Source organism: Micromonospora sp. WMMC273 (genome assembly GCF_027460285.1).
Taxonomy (GTDB): domain Bacteria; phylum Actinomycetota; class Actinomycetes; order Mycobacteriales; family Micromonosporaceae; genus Micromonospora; species Micromonospora aurantiaca.
The window spans coordinates 3852567-3871374 of record NZ_JAPZBE010000001.1 but is presented as its reverse complement, the minus strand read 5'-3'; the positions used below and the strand labels follow the sequence as shown (position 1 = coordinate 3871374).

8 protein-coding genes are annotated in these 18808 nt (G+C 70.9%); 2 read left to right on the top strand and 6 right to left on the bottom strand.

Annotated features, from left to right (window positions below):
• Positions 1 to 3 precede the first annotated feature (3 nt).
• Positions 4 to 5124 (top strand): non-ribosomal peptide synthetase, encoded by a 5121-nt coding sequence (locus O7611_RS17815; protein WP_194803214.1) that lies wholly within the window; start codon positions 4 to 6, stop codon positions 5122 to 5124.
• A gap of 330 nt (positions 5125 to 5454) precedes the next feature.
• Complete coding sequence (locus O7611_RS17810) at positions 5455 to 5613, top strand: hypothetical protein (protein WP_269697263.1); 159 nt, start codon at positions 5455 to 5457, stop codon at positions 5611 to 5613.
• A gap of 42 nt (positions 5614 to 5655) precedes the next feature.
• On the opposite strand, the gene O7611_RS17805 is transcribed toward O7611_RS17810, so the two are convergent.
• From O7611_RS17805 to O7611_RS17780, 6 genes are all read right to left on the bottom strand, one after another.
• Complete coding sequence (locus tag O7611_RS17805) at positions 5656 to 7065, bottom strand: condensation domain-containing protein (protein ID WP_194803215.1); 1410 nt, start codon at positions 7063 to 7065, stop codon at positions 5656 to 5658.
• Entirely contained in the window at positions 7058 to 10183 is a 3126-nt protein-coding gene (locus tag O7611_RS17800) for a non-ribosomal peptide synthetase (RefSeq protein WP_194803216.1), read from the bottom strand. Before O7611_RS17800 ends, O7611_RS17805 begins: the two co-directional genes overlap by 8 nt.
• Positions 10184 to 10520: 337 nt before the next feature.
• A complete protein-coding gene (locus O7611_RS17795; RefSeq protein ID WP_194803217.1) occupies positions 10521 to 12284 on the bottom strand; it encodes a non-ribosomal peptide synthetase in 1764 nt (587 codons plus the stop codon).
• Positions 12285 to 12297: 13 nt separating this feature from the next.
• A complete protein-coding gene (locus O7611_RS17790; protein ID WP_194803218.1) occupies positions 12298 to 13509 on the bottom strand; it encodes an XdhC family protein in 1212 nt (403 codons plus the stop codon).
• A 505-nt stretch (positions 13510 to 14014) separates the two neighbouring features.
• Complete coding sequence (locus tag O7611_RS17785) at positions 14015 to 17065, bottom strand: AfsR/SARP family transcriptional regulator (protein ID WP_194803219.1); 3051 nt, start codon at positions 17063 to 17065, stop codon at positions 14015 to 14017.
• Positions 17066 to 17597: 532 nt separating this feature from the next.
• On the bottom strand, positions 17598 to 18791 hold the full coding sequence (locus O7611_RS17780; protein ID WP_269697262.1) for a hypothetical protein: 1194 nt from the start codon (positions 18789 to 18791) through the stop codon (positions 17598 to 17600).
• Positions 18792 to 18808 lie beyond the last annotated feature (17 nt).

The following is an 18808-nucleotide window of genomic DNA, read 5'->3' as shown; positions in this document are numbered from 1 at the left end:
ATCGTGACCGAGACCCTTCCGCGCGCCGATCTCCCGTCGGCACCGTTTCCGCGCCACCTCGACCGTCCCGAGCACGGCGACGGTGCCGTGCCGGCCACCGTGGTGGAGCGGTTCGAGCGCCTCGCCGCCGAGCAACCGGACGCCCTCGCGATCGTCGATGGCGACGAGCGGGTGACGTACGGTGAACTGAACACCCGCGCCAACCGCCTGGCCCGCGCGCTGGCCGACCGCGGGATCGGCCCGGAGAGCCGGGTCGCGCTGCTGCTGCGCCGTGGGGTGCCGCTGATCACCGCGCTGTGGGCGGTGCTCAAGGCGGGCGGCGTCTACGTGCCGCTGGATCGGAACCTGCCGCTCCTCCGGCTGCGGCAGATGCTCGACGACGCCCGACCGGCGTTGATCCTCGACGAGGAGGACCAGATCCTGCCGTCCGCCGACAGCCGACCGGTCCTCACCCTGGCCGACCTCGGCCCCGGCGCCTACGACGACCGGCACCTCGACGTGATCAACCACCCCGACTCGCTGGCGTACGTCATCTTCACCTCCGGCTCGACCGGTCAGCCGAAGGGCGCGGCCATCACGCACGGCGGGCTCGCGAACTACCTCACCGCGATCGGTGCGGTGCTGGGCGACACCGGCGGCCGGGATGGTGCACCCCTGCACTCGCCACTCAGCTTCGACCTGACCGTCACCGCCCTGTTCCTGCCGCTGACCACCGGGCGCCCGCTGTGGGTGGTGCCCGAGGAGAACACGCTGGACCATCTGGCCGACCTGTTGGTCCGCTCCGATCTCGATTTCCAGGTGGTCAAGCTGACCCCGACGCACTTCGAGGCGCTGCTTCCGCGTGTCGTGGGCCGGGGACCGGTCGACTCGGTCCGCTCCTTCGTGGTGGGCGGCGAGGTGCTGTCGCCGGAGTCGGTCCGCGACTGGCGACGACTCGCGCCACACGCCTTGATCGTCAACGAGTACGGCCCCACCGAGACGGTTGTCGGCGCGGTGGTCAGCGCCGTCGACGACCCGGGCGAGCTCGTACCGATCGGTCGGCCACTGGCGAACTACACGGCCCACGTCCTCACCGACAACCTGGAGCCGGTCGCCCGGGGAGAGGCGGGCGAGCTGTACCTCGGTGGGGCCGGAGTGGCGCGCGGATACCTGCACCAGCCGGGCCTGACCGCCGAGCGCTTCGTGCCCGACCCGTTCGCCACTCGGCCGGGCGCGCGCCTATACCGCACCGGTGACATCGCCCGCAGCAGGCCCGATGGCGTCCTGGACTTCCTGAACCGGGTCGACGAACAGGTCAAGATCCGCGGATACCGGATCGAGCTCGGTGACATCCGCAGTGCCCTGCTGGCCCATCCGGCCGTCGCCGACGCGGTCGCCGTGATGCGCGAGCGCAACCGCGACAAGGCCATCGTCGCCTACCACGTGGTGGCACCGGGCACCGAACCACCCACGCCCGCCGATCTCGCCCTGTGGGCCGCCGAGCGACTGCCCACCTACATGGTGCCGAGCGCGTTCGTGGCGATCGACGACGTTCCGATGAACCATAACGGGAAGGTCGACCGCAGGGCGCTGCCCGAGCCGCCTGATCCGGCGGAGCCGGCGGAGCCGTCCTACACCGCTCCTCGTACCGCTGCGGAGCGAACCGTCGCCGACCTGTGGTCGACCGCGTTGGGTGTCCGCACAGTGGGCATTCACGACGACTTCTTCGATCTCGGCGGACATTCGCTCTTGGCCAGCCAGATCGTGATGGCCTGCGCCGATGCCTTCCCACAGTTGCCCGAGCACATCATGCTGCGGGACATGTTCCGCTACCCGACGGTCGCCGGGTTCGCGGCGACGCTCGACGAGGGCCTCGCACAGGTCGCGACGCAGGACCAGCCGGCCGCCGCGCCGGAGACGACCGGCACGGTCGACGGCGGGGACCCGACCGACGGGTCGCCACGGCTGCCGCTGGCCCAGGAGCGGCTGTGGTTCCTCGACCAGCTCAACCCGCGAAGCCCCGAGTACCTCATTCCGATGGCGCTGCGGATCACCGGTCCGCTGGACGTCGAGGCGCTCCGCGCCGCCCTCACCGCGGTGGTCGAGCGACACGAGGTGCTGCGTACCCGATTCGAGGTACGCGACTCGGTGCCCGCACGGGTGCTGTGCCCGGCTGCCGACTTCCGGCTCGAGGCCCGGACGGTGGCCGAAGACGCCATTGCGGCCGAGGTCGCCGCCGAGGCGGAACGGCCCATCACGCTGGAGGCGCAGCTTCCGCTGCGCGCGGTGCTGCTGGCCTGCGGTCCACAACTGCACGTCCTGTGTCTCACCGCCCACCACATCGCCTTTGACGGCTGGTCGCACCGGATCCTGCTGGAGGAACTGGCGGGCGCGTACGAGGCGTTCACCAGCGGCCGCGCGCCCGGCTGGCCGGCCCTGCCCGGCCAGTACGCCGAGATCGCGCTGCGGCAGGATGCCCAGCTGAGCGGCGCGACGCTCGAACGCAAGATCGACTTCTGGCGACAGTCGCTCGCCGGCTCGGTGGCCACTGAGGTGCCGCCCGACCACCCGCGGCCGCCGCGTCGGTCGACTTGCGGGGACACCCGGCTGGCGCAGCTCCCCGCGGAGCTCACCGACCGGATGACGGCCCTGGCCCGCCGGCACGGCGCAACGCCGTTCATGCTGCTGTTGGCGGCCTCGCAGGCCCTGCTCGCCCGCTACGGCGGCCAGTCGGACGTCACGGTCGGCACGACCGTCGCCGAGCGCGCCCGCCCGGAGACGGCCGACCTCATCGGGCTGTTCGTGAACATCCTGGTGCTGCGCAACGACCTGTCCGGCGATCCGACCTTCACCGACCTCCTAAAGCGCACCCGCGACCGGGCCGTCGAGGCGTACGCCCATCAGGACGTGCCGTTCGACCACCTGGTGCGCATCATGGAGCCGACGCGGGACCTGTCCCGGACGCCACTGTTCAACATCCTGGTCAAGTACAACAGCGCACCCACGGTCCCGGCCCGGCTGCCCGGACTCGGCGTCGAGGTGTTGCCGACCCCGGACGAGGTCTCCAAGTACGACCTGATGCTGAACTTCGACCTGACCGACGAGGGCCTCGAATACGGCGTGCAGTTCGACACGGCGCTGTACGACGCCCCCACGATCGAACGGTTCATGACCCAGTTGCGCGCTGTGGTCGAGCAGGTCGTCGCCGATCCGGGGGTGCGCCTGTCGATGCTCTCCTACGGCGATGCCGAGCCCTGCCTCCGTGGCCCTGACGCGCCACTAGACCTGGCGACCCTGCTGCACGAGGGGATCCGGGCGCAGGCCCGGCGTACGCCCGACGCCGTCGCGGTCTCCGGGCCCGACCGGGCCCTCAGCTACGCCGAACTGGACCGCCACGCCGCCCTGGTCGCCGCGCGCCTGCTCGACAGCGGGGTGGCCGGGGACGAGCCGGTGGTGCTGTGCATGGACCGGTCGGTCGACATGGTGGCCGGACTGCTGGGCATTCTCCACGCGGGCGCCGCCTACCTGCCGATCGAGACCGACACCCCGAAGGCACGGATCGTCCAGATCGTGGCGGACTCCGGTGCCCGGGTAGCGGTCGTCGACCCCGGGGTCGCCGACACCTTCATCGGCACCGGATGCGGGGTGGTGTCACCCGCCGCCCTGGAACCGCTGGGCGACCTCGACGAGGTGGCGGCGGTGGCGGGAGCGGCCGAACGGGGGAGCCTGGGCGAGGCGCGCAGCCTGGGCCTGTGCTCGGTGTACTACACCTCGGGCTCCACCGGCCGACCGAAGGGCGTGGCGAGCAGCCACCGCGGCTGGCTGAACCGGATGGCCTGGATGCAACGCCACCACCCGCTCGCCGTGGGTGACGCCGTCCTGCACAAGACCACTCTGACCTTCGACGATGCTGCGGTGGAGATCCTCTGGCCGTTGCTGACCGGTGGCCGGGTCGCGCTCCTGCCACCGCGCCTGCACCTGGATCCGCAGGCGATCATCGACGCGGTCATCGCGAGCGAGGCGGTGCACGTGCAGTTCGTGCCCAGCGTGCTCGACCTCTTCCTGCAGGCGGTCACGCCCGAGGACGTCGCCGCCATGTGCAGGCTGCGGTCCGTGCTGTCCAGCGGCGAGGCCCTGCGCCCGCGACTGGTGCGGCGGTTCCATGAGGTCTTCGGCGACCGGGTCACCCTCGACAATACCTGGGGGGCCACCGAGGTCTCGATCGACTCGACCTGCCACGTCTGCGTGGCGGCGGACGGCGTCGGGACCGCCGGATCGGTCGCCATCGGCACCCCGTTCGACCACAACGAAGTGTGGGTGCTGGACGAGAACCTGCGGCCGGTGCCGGACGGCGCCCCCGGCGAGCTGTGGATCGGTGGCCTCGGCCTGGCCCGGGGCTACCTCAACAACCCGGCCATGACCGCTGCGGCATTCGTGCCGCACCCGACCCGGCCGGGCGAACGGCTGTACCGGACGGGCGACTGGGGCCGTCGGCGCGCGGACGATGAGCTGATGTTCCTGGAGCGGCGCGACGACCAGGTGAAGATCCGCGGCGTACGGACCGAGCTTGGTGAGGTGACGGCGGCGCTGCTGGGCTGTGCCGGCGTCGCCGACGCCGTGGTGATCGCCTGGGAGGCTGTTCCCGGTGACAAGCGGCTGGCGGCGTACGTGGTCCTGCGGCCGGACGCGCCACCCACCGCGGCGATGATCCGCGAGCAGCTCTGCTCGGTCCTGCCCCCGTACGCGGTGCCCACGTCGATCCATGTCCTTGCCGCGCTGCCTCGGCTCGGCAACGGCAAGCTGGACCGGCAGCAACTGCCGCCTCCGCAGGCCGGCGGCCCCCTCACGCCGGACGAGTCGGCCCCGCTCGCGAATCCGACGCAGGAGGTGGTCGGCCGGATCTGGGCCGAGGTGCTCGGGATCGAGCGGATCGGCCCCGACGACGACTTCTTCGCCATGGGCGGGCACTCGCTGCTGGTGACCCGGGCGGTGATGCGGATGCGCGGCGCGTTCGAGCTGCACGTGCCGATCGGCATGATGTTCGAACGCCCCACGGTGGCCTCGGCGTCGTCCTGGGTCGAGGAGGCCATTCTCGCCGAGATCGAGGCGATGACCGAGGACGAGGCGACTCGGCGGGCGAGCTGATGTCAACCGGGCAGGCACGCGACGTCGACGTCTGGCGGGCGGAACACCGGCGGGCCGATCCGGCCTGGCTGCCGCTGCTGGAGCCGGGCGAGCGGGACCGCGTCGACGCCTACCGGCGGCCCGACGACCCGGGCCCGGTTCCTGACCGGCGCCACACTGGTACGTCCGCTGTTCGCCCGTCACCTGGGCGTGCAGCCGGCCCGTGTTCGCCTCACGCGGACCTGCCCGGACTGCCCCCGCCCGCACGGCAAGGTGCGGCTGGACCGCCGGGCGCACCCGCATGGCCCGCCGATGGAGGTGTCGGTGTCCCATTCCGGGCGGTGGGTGGTGGTGAGTACCTACCGCAGCAGGCTGGTCGGGGAGGACGTCGAACGAGTGGACCCGATGTTGGACCACGCCACCCTCGGTAGGTTCGCGCTGCCCTCCGACGAGCTGCGCGCGTTGCGGAAATCTGCCCGTCCCGGCACGGGCGGCGCCGTGCTGCGGTAGAGCGGAAATCGTCTGCACCGCAGCACGGCGGCTGTGCCGTGACTAGGAACACGCCTCCCGGGCCGGAACAGGTTCGTCCGGGTGGTCGCACATCCGCCGTACGCACTGGTAGAAGTCGGTCCGCATCCGTGCCACGGTGGCGGCGTCGAACACCGCCCCGCGGTACTCCCAGTAGCCGCTGAACCCGTCCGACGAGCGGACCAGAGACACCGACAGGTCCAGTGACGAGGTGCCGCGGAAGAGTTGCTCCTCGGTCACCTCGACCCCCGGCACCCGCAGCGGGATCGGCTCCATCTCGTACACCTGGAACATCACCTGCATCATCGGCTGACGTCCCGGCACGCGACGCGGACGGAGGTCGGCGACGATGTGCTCCAGCGGCAGCTCCTGGTGCGACATGGCGGCCAGGCAGCGCTCCCGTACCCGGGCCAGCAGCTGGCGGAAGGTGGGCGGGCCGGACAGGTCGATCCGGATGGGTACGGGGGTGATGAAGAATCCCACCAGCTCTTCCCACTCGGGTCGGGTCCGGCCGGCCGCTGGCGCGCCGACGACAAAATCGGACTGACCGCCGGCGCGGCCGATCGTCACGGCGAACGCGGTGAGGAATGCCATGAACCTCGTGACGCCGCAGGCCGCCGCGAGGTCCGCCAGTGCCCCGGCCACATCGGCCGGGACCTCATCCCGCAGGACCCCGCCGCGGAAGTCCGAACCGGTGTCCGGATCGCGGTCGAACGGCAGGGCGACGGCGGGCGGCGCTCCCGCGAGCTCGCGCCGCCAGAATGCACGGTCGCCGTCGAGCTCCGCGCCGGCGAGCCGGGCCCGTTGCCAGACGGCGTACTCGGCGTACCGGTGGCGGGGAGCGGGCGACGGCGCCGGCCCGCTGTCGCCGGCGGCGACCAGCAGGGCCGACAGGTCGGCGCGCAGGATGTGCTCCGACCATCCGTCGATGATGATGTGGTGCGCGACGAGGGCGAGGACGTGGTCGTCCGGTCCGAGGCGGCACAGCAGCCACCGGATGCCCGGCTCCAGGTCCAGCCGGTACGGGCGGGCGTCGAGGTCGAGGGTGGCCCGGTGGGCCGCCGCCATCGGGTCGGTCTCGCCGGACACGTCCACGACCGGCACCGTCACCGGAGCCGGCGGGATGACCCGCTGTACGGCGGTGCCGCCCTGCCGGCCTATGACGGTGCGCAGGATGTCGTGGCGAAGGTGCAGCTCGGTCAGCGCCCGGTCGAGGAGCGTGCGATCCAGCCGCCCGCAGAGCCGGAAGACGTTGACCAGGCCACCTCCGCCGGTACCACCCTGGATCTGCGACATGATCCAGAGGCGCTCCTGGCCGAAGGACAATGGCGCCTCGCCGACGACCGGCGGGACCGACCGGGTCGCCATTCGGGCCCGCCGGTCGAGCAGGCGCTGCGTCGCCGGATGCGGCGCGGCCGTGCTGTGCTCAGCCATGCTCCTCCTCCCAACGCACCAGCGCAGCGGTGAAGTCGGCGAGAACGGGGTGTTCGAACAGCGTCCGAACCGGAAGGTCGACGCCGAACGCCTGCCGTACGTGACCGACGACCCGCGTCGCCGCCAGTGAATGCCCACCCAGCGCGAAGAAGTCGTCGAATGCGCCGACCATGTCGAGATTCAGCACCCCGCGCCAGATCTCGGCGCACGCCTGCTCCAGCTCGTCCCGCGGTGGCACACGCTCCTGTGGGTCGACCGCGATGAGGTCCGGCAGCCTGGCCCGGTCGATCTTGCCGTTGGGTGTCTTGGGCAGCGCGGCACCGATGCTCACCCGCGCCGGGACCATGTAGTCGGGCAGGGTGCGGGAGCAGTGTTCCCGCAGGGCTTCCTCGGGGACGACCGCGTCGGCCACGCCGACGTACGCCACGAGCCGTCCGTCGCGGGCGACGACCACCGCCTCGCGGACCGCGGGGCAGGTGGCGAGGGTGCTCTCGATCTCTCCGAGTTCGATGCGGAACCCGCGGATCTTCACCTGGTGGTCCAGGCGACCGAGATACTCGAGCACGCCGTCCGAGCGCCAACGCACCAGGTCGCCGGTCCGGTACAGGCGGCCGCCGGGGTTGCCGCCGAATCCGTCGGGCAGGAAGCGCTCGGCGGTCAGCCCGGGCCGCCTGAGGTATCCGCGGGCCAGCACATCGCCGCCGAGCAACAGTTCACCCGGCACGCCGACCGGGGCAAGCGTGTGGCCGTCCTGCTGGACGACGAACGCCCGGACACCGGGGAGCGGGCGACCGATGGGCAGGCTTGCTCCCTGTGGCACGCCGGCCTCGACCCGGTAGCTGGTGGAGACGATCGACGCCTCGGTGGGGCCGTAGAGGTTGATGAAAGTCCGGCTCGCCGCCCATTTCTCGGCCAGCGGAACGGGGCACGCCTCGCCGGCGACCGTGATCGTCTCGGGAACGACCGACTCGTCGACGATCCCGGCCAGCGCCGACGGGGGCAGCAGGGTGGCGGTTGCCCGGGTACCGCCCAGCATCCGCTCCAGATCGGTGTCCGCCGTCGCCTCGACGTCGGGCAGGTAGAGCGACGCACCGGCGCCGAAGCCCATCAGGGCCTCCAGCACCGACGCGTCGAAGTTCGGCGACGCGAACTGCAGCATGCGGTCGGCCGGCGAGAGCGGGAAGGCATGCCGTTGCGCCGCGCTGACCGTCGCGAGGCCGCGGTGTACCACGCCGACGCCCTTCGGCCGCCCGGTCGAGCCGGAGGTGTAAATGACGTACGCCAGCCCGGTTGGGTCCAGGGTCCTCGCAGGATTGGCGGGCGACGCCGCGGCCAGCTCGCTGCCGAGGTCGTCGAGGTCGACCGTGGTGCTACCGGCAGGTACCCGGGCCGTCAGCGGTCCGCGGGTGAGGACCAAGGCGGGCCGGGCGTCGTCCACCATGTACTGGATCCGGGCGGCCGGGTAGGCCGGATCCAGCGGGAGGTAGGCGCCGCCGGCCTTGAGAACGCCGAGGGCGCCCAGTATGACGTCCGCGCGGTCGTCGAGGAACAGCCCCACGACGACTTCCGGGCCGACTCCGCGGGCCTGCAGCGCATGGGCCAGCCGATTCGCGTCGGCGTTGAGCTCGGCGTAATCGGCCCGGACCCGGCCGCTGAGCGCCGGGCGGTCCGGGTGGCGGTCCGCGACCGCCTCGAACGCGGACGGCAGCGTCCAGCCGGGGTCGACCGGTCGGGCCGGGCTGGAGAACGCCGCGATGGCGGCACCTTCCGCCCCGGTCACGATCTCGAACTCGGCCATCGGCCGGTCCGGCTCGGCCAGGGCGGCGTCCAGCAGCCGTACGTAGTGTCCGTGCATCCGCTCGACCGTTGCGGCGTCCAGCAGCCCGGCGTCGTAGTCCCAGTAGCAGTGGTACCCGTCGCCCTCCCGGGCGATCGTCAGCACCAGGTCCGCGCCGGCGATCCGGCTCGCGCTCGGCAGTGGCTCCAGCACGGCGTCCGGCAGGCTCAGTGGCTGCCGCTGCAGATCCGCCAGCTGGAACATCACGTCGAAGAACGGCCGGCGTCCCTGGGCCCGGTCCGGCCGCACCGTCTCGACCACGGTGTCGAAGGGCACGTCCTGGTTGGTGTACGCGTCCAGGACGATCTCCCGGGCCCGGCCGACCAGATCGCGGAGGCTCGGCCGGCCGGACAGGTCGGCCCGCAGCGCGACCGCGTTCGCGACGAACCCGACCACCCGTTCGGATTCTGGCTGGGTGCGTCCGGTGCACAGCGACCCGACGAGCACCTCCTGGTGTTGCCCGTACCGGCCCAGCAGCGCGGCGTATCCGCTGAACAGCACGGTGAACAGCGTCGCCCGGGCCGACCGTGCGGTAGCGTTGGCCGAGTCGACCAACTCGCCCTCCAGCATCGCCGCGAACCGGCGCATGTCCTGCCGCTCGCGGGCCGCGGTCCGCACCGGCAGGGACAACCGCGGCGGGTCGGTGGGCAGGATGTCACGCCAGTACGCCAGCTGCCGGGCGCACTCGAGTCCGGCCAGCCAGTCCCGCTGCCAGGCGGCGAAGTCGCCGTAGGTGTGCGCCGGGACAGGATCCGTCGGCGGCTCACCAGCGTGCCAGCGGGCGTACGCCTGGGTCAGGTCCTCGTGCAGGACCTGCACCGACCAGGGGTCCGCGATGAGGTGGTCCATGGTGAGCAGCAGGGTGTGGTCGGCGGCGTCCGTGGTCAGCAGGACCGCCCGGTAGGTCTCACCGGTGGCCGGTTCGAAGCGGGTGCCCAGCTCCCGCTCGGCCCGTTCGGCGACTGCGCCAGCCGGGTCACCGAGCCGCGAGAGGTCAGCCATCGCCAACGGCACCCGGCCCGGCGGGGTGACCACGCAGGTGAGCCTGGCCCCATCGACCACGAACCTGGTGCGCAGCGCGTCGTGACGGGCCGCCAACTCGTCCAGGGCCTGCCGCAGGGCCTCCACGTCGAGGTGACCACGTATGCGCAGGCCCATCTGAAGGTTGTAGGCGGGCGCCCCGTTGGCGAGCTGCTCGGCCACCCACATCCGCTCCTGAGCGTAGGACGCCGGCCAGGCCGGGGCCTCGCGTAGCGCCGGTGACGGGGCGGTCGAGGTCACATCGGATGAAAGGAGGTCTGCCACCGGCCCTCGAACGTACGAGCCGGTTGGCTGGAACTGAGAGATGGTCATGGGTGACGCCTCTTCGGGACGGGGGGATGGGTGGGCGGCAGGGCCCTGTTGCGGCCCGGCTGTTGGTCAGCCGGGCCGACGCGTCGGGATGACCGATGCGCCGGCCCGGCTGTTGCCAGCCAAGCCGGCGCGTCGGGATGGCCGAAGCGGCGACAAAGCTGTTGTCAGCGGCCGGCGCGTCGGGGTGACCGATGCGGCGGCCCGACCGTCGCGCCAAGGTGGCGGTCCGGGCTGCTTCCCAATGGGCGGGCGGTGGCGCCGGCGGTCAGGCCGCCGCGCAGGTTGCTCGCCGCTCCTCGACCAGCAGCGCGAGGTCGCGCAGCAGCGGCCGGTCGTATATGTCGCGTACGGTGATGGGTGCCGCGAAGGCCTCTCGAACCCGCAGCGTCAAGCGGGTGGCGAGCAGCGAGTGCCCACCGAGGGTGAAGAAGTCGTCCTCCCGGGCGACCTCGTCGAGGCCGAGCAGGGCTTGCCAGAGGCCGGCAAGGCTCTTTTCGGTTGCGGTGACGGGCTGGTCACCACCACCGGCGGTGGTGACCAGCGGCACCGGCAGGGCATGGCGGTCCAGCTTGCCCGAGTGGGTGAGCGGGAAGGCGTCCAGCCCCACGACGGCGGCCGGGACCATCGCCTCCGGGAGGACCCTCTTGAGGTGCTCGCGCAGCGAGGCTACGTGCGGGCCGTCGGGCACGACGTACGAGACGAGCCGGAGTCCGTTCTCCTCGGCGAGCGCGACCGTGGCAGCGTCGGTGACCGCCGGATGGGTCCGGAGCTGGATGTCAATCTCCCCGAGCTCGACCCGGAAGCCGCGCAGCTTGACCTGGTCGTCGGCGCGGCCGACGAAGTCGTACACGCCGGCGACCCGCCGGGCGAGGTCCCCGGTGCGGTACAGCCGGCCGCCGGCGTCGGGCCCGAACGGGTCCGGCGCGAACCGCTCGGCGGTGAGCCCGGGCTGGCCCAGGTAGCCGCGGGCGACGGCCGGCCCGCCGATGTAGACCTCGCCGACGACGCCGTCGGGTACCGGCCGGTGTTCCTCGTCCAGCAGGTGCACCGCACGATCGCCGATCTGCCTCCCGATCGGTATCGCCGGCAGCGCCAGGTCGGCGGCCGTGATCCGGTGGGCCGTGGCGAGACAGGTGCACTCCACCGGACCGTAGACGTTCACGATCGTCAGATCGGGCTGGTTCGCGAGCACCTTGCCCAGGTGGTCGCGCGAGGCGGCCTCGCCCCCGATGACCAGGCACCGCAGCCCGGCCAGCAACCCGGGCCGTTCGGCAGCCACGGTGTTGAACGCCTGCGTCGGCAGCATCAGCATGTCCGCCCCGGCCCGCTGGGCGGCGTCGGCGACGGCCAACGGGTCGCTGCCGTCGTCGCCCCGGTGGATGACGAGGGTTCCGCCCGTGGTCAGCACCGGGTAGATCTCAAAGACGTGGCCGTCCCAGGACATCGCCGAGTGGCACATCGCGCGCAGGCCCGGGCGCCACGGACCGTAGCCCGCGTCGAGGTAGAAGCCCGGGATGCTGCGGTGCGGCACCTCCACGCCCTTGGGCCGGCCGGTGGAGCCTGAGGTGTACGGGACGTAGAGCAGGTCGTCGCCGGTCACTTCCACCGGTGGCGGCACCGCCGATCCGGCGGTGGCGTCCGGGTCGCGGAGCGAGTAGGTCAGCGTCGGGAGGTCGGACAGCCCCCAGTCCAGTGGAGGCACCGTGAGCACGGCACGTACCCGGGCGTCCGCGGCCATGCGCCGCACGCGTTCCGCCGGCAGGCTCCCCTCGAGCGGAACGTAGGCCGCGCCCGCGCCGAGGATGCCCAGCATCGCGACGATGGTGTCGGCGGAGTGGCCGGCCCGCAGGCCGACCAGATCACCGCGACCGATGCCGAGCGCCAGCAACCGCCGCGACAGCCGGGCGGCGTACGCGGACAGTTGCCGGTAGGTCAGCTCCCGCCTGCCGTCGACCACCGCCTTCAGGCCCGGGGTGCGGGCCGCCTGCGCATGGAACAGGCCCGACACGGAGGATGTGTTGTCTGACATGCGAACAGGATTGTCACCTGGCCTTTCGCCGCGTTGTTGGCGGCCTATCGCCGGACCGGTCCGACGTGCGCTCCGGGTCCGGGGCAGGCCGGTCAGCTTGTCGATCTTGGTGAATCCGCCCGGTGCCCGAGGTCAAGCTCTCGCCGCTGCCGTTGCACCGTCTTGCGATGATCTCCGCGGCAATGCTCACCGCGGTCTCCTCCGGGGTCCGCGCCCCGAGGTCCAGCCCGATGGGGGAGGCCAACGTGGCCAACTCCGCCTCGCTCAGGCCAAGCTCGCGCAACCGGTCGAGGCGGTCGTCGTGGGTTCGCCGCGACCCCATCGCCCCCACGTAGGCCAGCGGCAGGCGCAGAGCCACATCCAGTACCGGCGCGTCGAACTTGGGGTCGTGCGTGAGGACGCACACCACCGTACGCTCGTCCACCCGGCCGGCGTTCGCCTCGGCCTTCAGATACCGGTCGGGCCAGGCGATCACAACCTCATCCGCCGCCGGAAAACGCCGCTCGGTGGCGAATACCGCACGGGCGTCGCAGACGGTTACCCGGTAACCGAGGAAAGCGCCGATCCGGGCGACGGCCGCGGCGAAGTCGATGGCACCGAAGACGAGCATCCGGGGTGGTGCCTGATGGGACGCCACGTACAGGGTCAGCTCGTCGCGCCGGCGCTCGCCGTCGTAGCCGTAGTGGAGTAGGCCGGTGCTGCCGACGGCCAACATCGCGCGTACGTCCTCGACAACCGCGGCGTCCAGCCGGGCGCTGCCGAGTGAGCCGTCGGATTGGTCCGCGTAGACGATGAGCCGCCGCCCCAGCCACGAGGCTGGATCCTCGCCGTTCGTGGCGACGCAGGTGACGACCGCGACGGGGATCCCGTGCCGCACTGCGTACGACACCGCCGCGAGCTGCGGATAGGACTTCCGGTCCACCCGCTCCACGAACACGTCGAGGATCCCCCCGCAGGTCAGACCGTCCGTGAAGGCGTCGTAGTCGCTGACGCCGTAACGTCGGAGCACCGGCGCGCGGGACTCGACCACCTCCTGGGCCAACTCGTAGACAGCGCCCTCGACGCAGCCGCCCGCGACGCTGCCGACCACCGTGCCGTCCGCGGCGACCAGCATCGTCGCGCCCGCCGGTCGCGGTGCCGAGTGCCGTGTCGCCACCACGGTGGCCATTCCCACCGGCACCTCGTCAGCCCACCAGCGCTCCAGATCCTTCAACACCTCACGCATGTGTGCTCCCTTCCACCGGCCGTCTCGACTTCTCAGGAAGTGTCCGCCGAGGCGATTGCCAGGTCGGCCATCTCAGCTGGCGCCCGGCCGAAGCGTGACGCAGAAGAAGCCACCCGCTCCGGGTGGCTTCTTTCGTGCAGGCTTTGGCGGGGCGGTCGTCAGCCCCAGATCGTGTCGCCGCGACGGCGGGTAGCGAAGGCGTGGCCGTTGTCGCCGATGCTGTTCGACATCTCAGATTCTCCTCTTGAAGGCGATCTCTCGATGCCGAAAGGTTGTCCGAGCAGGCTTTTCTTGCCTCAACTCAGTGCTATCGTTTCGCTACTGTCCGCCTCGGCCGAGACGGAACAGTCGTGATGGAGCCGAGCTTTGACGGTTCTGGATGTGCCAATGGGGATCGGCCTGCTGAGGGTCGGCATGCTGTGCGGCACGAGCACCGTCCTGGTGGCGACCGTCGGGCCAGCGCGCGACCGGTGATGCCCTGCCTGCTCCGCAGCCTGCGCCTCGGCTACGTCCTCGCCACTGCGTGCCCCGCCAGGAACTCACCCGCCTCGTCAGCCGGCGGGTCGACCAGATCGCCGTGGTGCTGACCAACGCCGCCTGACGGCGCGTCCCGGCCGGTCTCGGCGAGCGGAGGCGCCGCCTCCAGTGCGGCCTGCTCGATGGTGCGGACCAGCACTCCGGCCCGCTCGTACCAGGCGTCGGCGTGCAGCCCGCGGAAGAGCTCCCGCGCCCGGGACGCTGCCCGCAGCGCCTGTTCGCGCTGGCCCTGGTTCTGTCGGAACTCGGCGATGGTCAGTCTGATGCGCGCCTCGATGAAGTCGTCGTTCAGCTGGGCCGCGAGCGCCGCCGCCGCGCTGAGCATGGTCTCCGCCTCCGCGTGGCGATCCTGGCGCAGGGCCACGATCGCCAGGCCGTGCTTGGCATGTGCCTCGCCCACCCGGTCCTGCAGCACCAGCACCAGATCCAGGGCGTCCTGGAACGCGCGCTCGGCCTCGTTCAACTCGCCGAGGGTCAGGTGCAGGTCGCCAAGACGGCACAGCACCTGGGCGTGCACCCGGCGGGCGTTGGCCCTCTGGGCCGCCGCGAGAGCCAGCTTCAGGTCATGCGCGGCCGCCTCGCAGTCACCGGTCTCCAGATGGATCTGGGCCATGTTGCTCATCACGTGCGCCTCGGCAACGTGATCGCCAGCGTCACGTAGCCAGCCCAGCGCGTCCTCGAAGCCCTGTATCGCCGCATCCGCCTTCCCGGTGATCCGGTCGAGGAAGGCCAGCATGCGCAACGCGAGGGCGTAGCCATGGCCCTCCCCGATCTCACCGAACAGCCGCGTGGCCTCGGTAAGCAGCGGTCGCGCGTCGCCATGGCGTTGCTCGAACACGGCCAGGGAACCGAGTGAGCTCAGCATCGCCGCCCGCCCGCGTCGGTTGCCGGTGCGAGCGGTGACCTGCAGCGCCAGTTCGTGGGTCGTCCGCCAGTCGTCGAAATAGCGCCGGTTCTCGAACAACGTGACCGATGCCAGGGCGAGGTCCCAGCACGCGTCGTCCATACCCATCTCGGCCGCGAGGCGTACCGCTGCGAGCAGGCCGAGGCGCTCGGTGTCGTACCAGGCCAGCGAGTCGGCGATCACCTTGTCCACGACGGACTCGGTCAGCTGCCAGCGCGGTGCCTCTCCGTGGATGATGGTGTGATCGCCGCCGTATTCGGCGCGGTGGGCGCGTTCGGCCAGGAACAGCCAGGCGCCCACGAGCCGGCGCGCCGTCGCCAGCCGCTCGGCCTCGGTCTCATCTGCTTCCAGCTGCTCGCGGGCGTACGTCCGGACCAGGTCGTGCAGCCTGAAACGGGCCCGGCTGCCCCGGCCGTGTTCCACCTCGACCAGGCGCGCCTCGACCAACTCGTCGAGCAGATCACCGGCGGTCATCGGGTCGCAGTCCATCAGCGGCGCGCAGATCCAGCCACCGAAGTCAGCCGAGCTGGCCTGGCTGAGCAGCCGAAACAGGCGCCGTGCCGATGAGCTCAGTGCCCGGTAGGACAGTGCCAGGTTGGCGCGAACGTCGAGCCCGCCGTGCGCTAACTCGCTCAGCCGCCGACGCTCGTCGGAGAGGCGATCCACGAGATCGCTCACCGCCCAGTGCGGACGGGCGACCAGGCGCGCACCGGCGACCCGCAGTGCCAACGGAAGGCCACCGCAGAATCGGACCAGCGAGATGGCGGCGCTTTCCTCGGCGTGGATGCGCTCCCGACCGAGCATCTTGCCCAGCAGCTCAAGCGCGTGATCGAGGCCCAACACGTCCACTTCGACCGGGTACGCCCCGGACAGCCCACTGAGGCGGTGCCGGCTGGTGAGGATCACGGCGCATCCGGCGGTGGCCGGCATGATGGGCCGCACCTGGTTCTCGTCCGCGCAGTTGTCGAGCACGACGAGGATTCGCCGGTCGGCCACGCAGGTACGAAACAGCTCTGCTCGCTCGTCGAGCTGCTCGGGCAGATTGGTGGCGGGCACTCCCATCGCCCGCAGGAAACGGCCGATCACCTCCGCGGGTGCCGCGGGATCGGCGTTGACGCCGTGCATGTTGGCGAACAACTGCCCGTCGGGGAAGGCGCCGGACAGTGCGTGGGCCACGTGCGTGGCGAGACTCGTCTTGCCCACGCCGCCTCGGCCGGAGATCGCCACCATCGGAACGGCGGTGGCGTTGGCATCGGAGAGCAGCCGCTCACGCATCGCTTCGATGAGCTCGGCGTGTCCGGTCATGTCCGACTGGGCGATCGGCAACATCCGCGGCACCTGTACGGGGCCGCTGCGCGGACCGCCGCTGAGGCCGGTGCCGATCCGCAGGTCGGGATCGTCGCTGAGGATGCCCTTCTCCATCAGGCGCAGCTGCTCGCCTGGTTCCAGTCCTAGGTCGTCGATGAGGATGCGGCGGCCGACGCGGTAGACCTCCAATGCGTCGGCGCGGCGGTCACAGCGAAAGAGCGCTAGCATCAACTGGGCGCGGAGCCGCTCGCGCAGCGGGTAACGCTCGACGAGATCCACCAGCTCGCCCACGGTCTCCTGGTGCTGATGCAGCCGCATGCGTAGGTCGATGTACTCCTCGATCGCGGTGATCCGGCGTTCGAGCAGCGAGGCCGCCGCCGCCTGTAGGATCGGGCTGGGAATCCCGGCGAATGGCTCGCCGTGCCAGAGTGACAGTGCCTCGGCGAAGGACTGTGCGGCGTCTGCTAGCCTTCCGCCGCTGGCCGCCTGCCGTCCGGCAGCGATGGCGCGTTCGAACATCAGCAGGTCGAGCTTGGTCGGATCGACCTCTATCTGGTAGCCCGGCTGTTTGGTGTGGATGGTCGCGCCGATACCGTGCATCGTCAGGGTGCTGCGCAGACTCGATACGCAGATCTGGATCTGGCCTCGGGCGGTGGCTGGCGGCCTGTCCGGCCACACCGTGTCGATCAACCGCTCAACCGAGACGATCCTGCTGCTCTCCAGCAGGAGGGTGGACAGGACGATGCTCTGCCGCGCCGCGGTCAGTGGGACAGGCCCAGTGGCGCCGATGAGCTCAAGCGGACCCAATATGCGAAACCACACGTTGCCCCCGTTTGGCATTGATTTCGTCGCACGGCGAGGTTATCAGAGCGGGCGGCTGCGACGGTATTAGTGAACGTCGATAGTCTGGAGATCGAAAGCGCGGACCTCGCCCAGCCGACGGGAATGGTGAGGGGACAGTACGACAGCGCAGGCACCAGATCAAGGCCGGTGTATGCGCAGTTCCGGGGCGCTCTCCGGCTTGAAGTGTTTCGTCCGGATTGAAGTCCCTAGGAAATAATGGATTCATGGGAGGAGCGCGAAGTTCGTGACATTCCTGAAGTTTCGGCCTGACCTCGCCGCTCTGGTCCTGGGCGGCCGGACTCGCGGAACGCCAGGCCACTGCCGATTCGGTGGCCATGGTGGCTGCTCCGGTGGTGGGGCCCAGCGGTGCGTCAGGCATCCGCCTGGTGGCACCGAGTTGCCCGCCAGACCGGGGGGCCGGGCCGAATCGGGTCCCGCCGACCGGTGGGCGGCCACCTCCGCGCCTCGTCGGGGTTGCGGGCGATGCGCGCGTCGCTCAGGAACGGCCGAGAGCGGCGTGGACCCGCTCCGGCCACTTCTGCGGATCGGCGCCGTACTGACAGACCAAGGCGTACGCGAACCGCTCCAAGCCGAAGCCGGCGCACGCGGTGTAGACCGGCTCACCCGCCGTTCCCGTGAGGGCGAAGGCGTCAGCGAACATCTGCTCGTGGAAGTTGAACGACCCGACGGCGATGGTCTCGCCACCGCCGATGTCGAGGCGCAGCTCGTACTTGAGTTCGAGCAGCCGTTGCGAGGTGGACCGCAGAGCCCCGTCGCTGTTGCCGAAGAACGGGTCGTTGGCCACCTCGCACCGACCGACCAGGCCCAGTTCGTCGGCCAGGCCCAACAGGCGGTCCATCAGCCGCTCGCGGTCGGCGAGCACCTGCTCTCGTGAGCCGACGAAGACCACTTCGCGGATGGTGAAGTCCCACAGGCGCTCCAGGCCTTTGCGGTACTTCTCCTCGTGCCGGAACGACTTGCCGCGCGACGTGACGACGGAGACCCCGTCCGGCAGTGAGCCGTCGGCGAACTGGTGGAACGTGTGGTAGCACATCGTCGGTGGCAGGCAGTAGTCCACCGCACGGCAGGATTCGAGCAGCTGTGCGTCCAGCCCGCCGGTGGCCTTCGTCTTGGCCAGAAATTCCTGGTACACGTCGATGTCGCTGTGCAGTCGGGTGACGAACATGACGTACTGGGGGAACGACGTGAGGTAGCCGCAGCGGTACAGCGTCCTGGCTGGGATCAGGGTCGGGTAGCGGTACTCCCGTCCGTGCATCTCTTGGACGACGAAGTCCCGCACCGTACGGTCCAGGTCGTCCATGAGGCTCAGCACCGGCTCGCCGAGGGCGATCTGTCCCTCGCCGGCCTCGAACGCGATTCCCGCCGCCACGAGGTCCTCGAAGGTCCCGGGGGCGATGGCGCGGTCTTCGGCCGAGCGCCAGATGACCTTGGCGTCGCGGCCGAGCTGGGTGAGGACGTCGTTCTGCAGGATGACGTTGAGCTTGCGGGCGAGGTTCTCGGTGGCCTCGGGTGTGTCCGTTCGTACGGTGATGCCGGTGACGCCGCTGTCCTCGACGACGAGCTGGAAGTCGACGATGTTCCGGGAGGCGAAGTACACGCGGCGGGCGAACTCGTCGGCCAGCGTGCGGTTCAGCGCGCGCTCCAACTGGATCGTGTGCAGGGTGCTCATGGTCTCGTCCTCTCGTC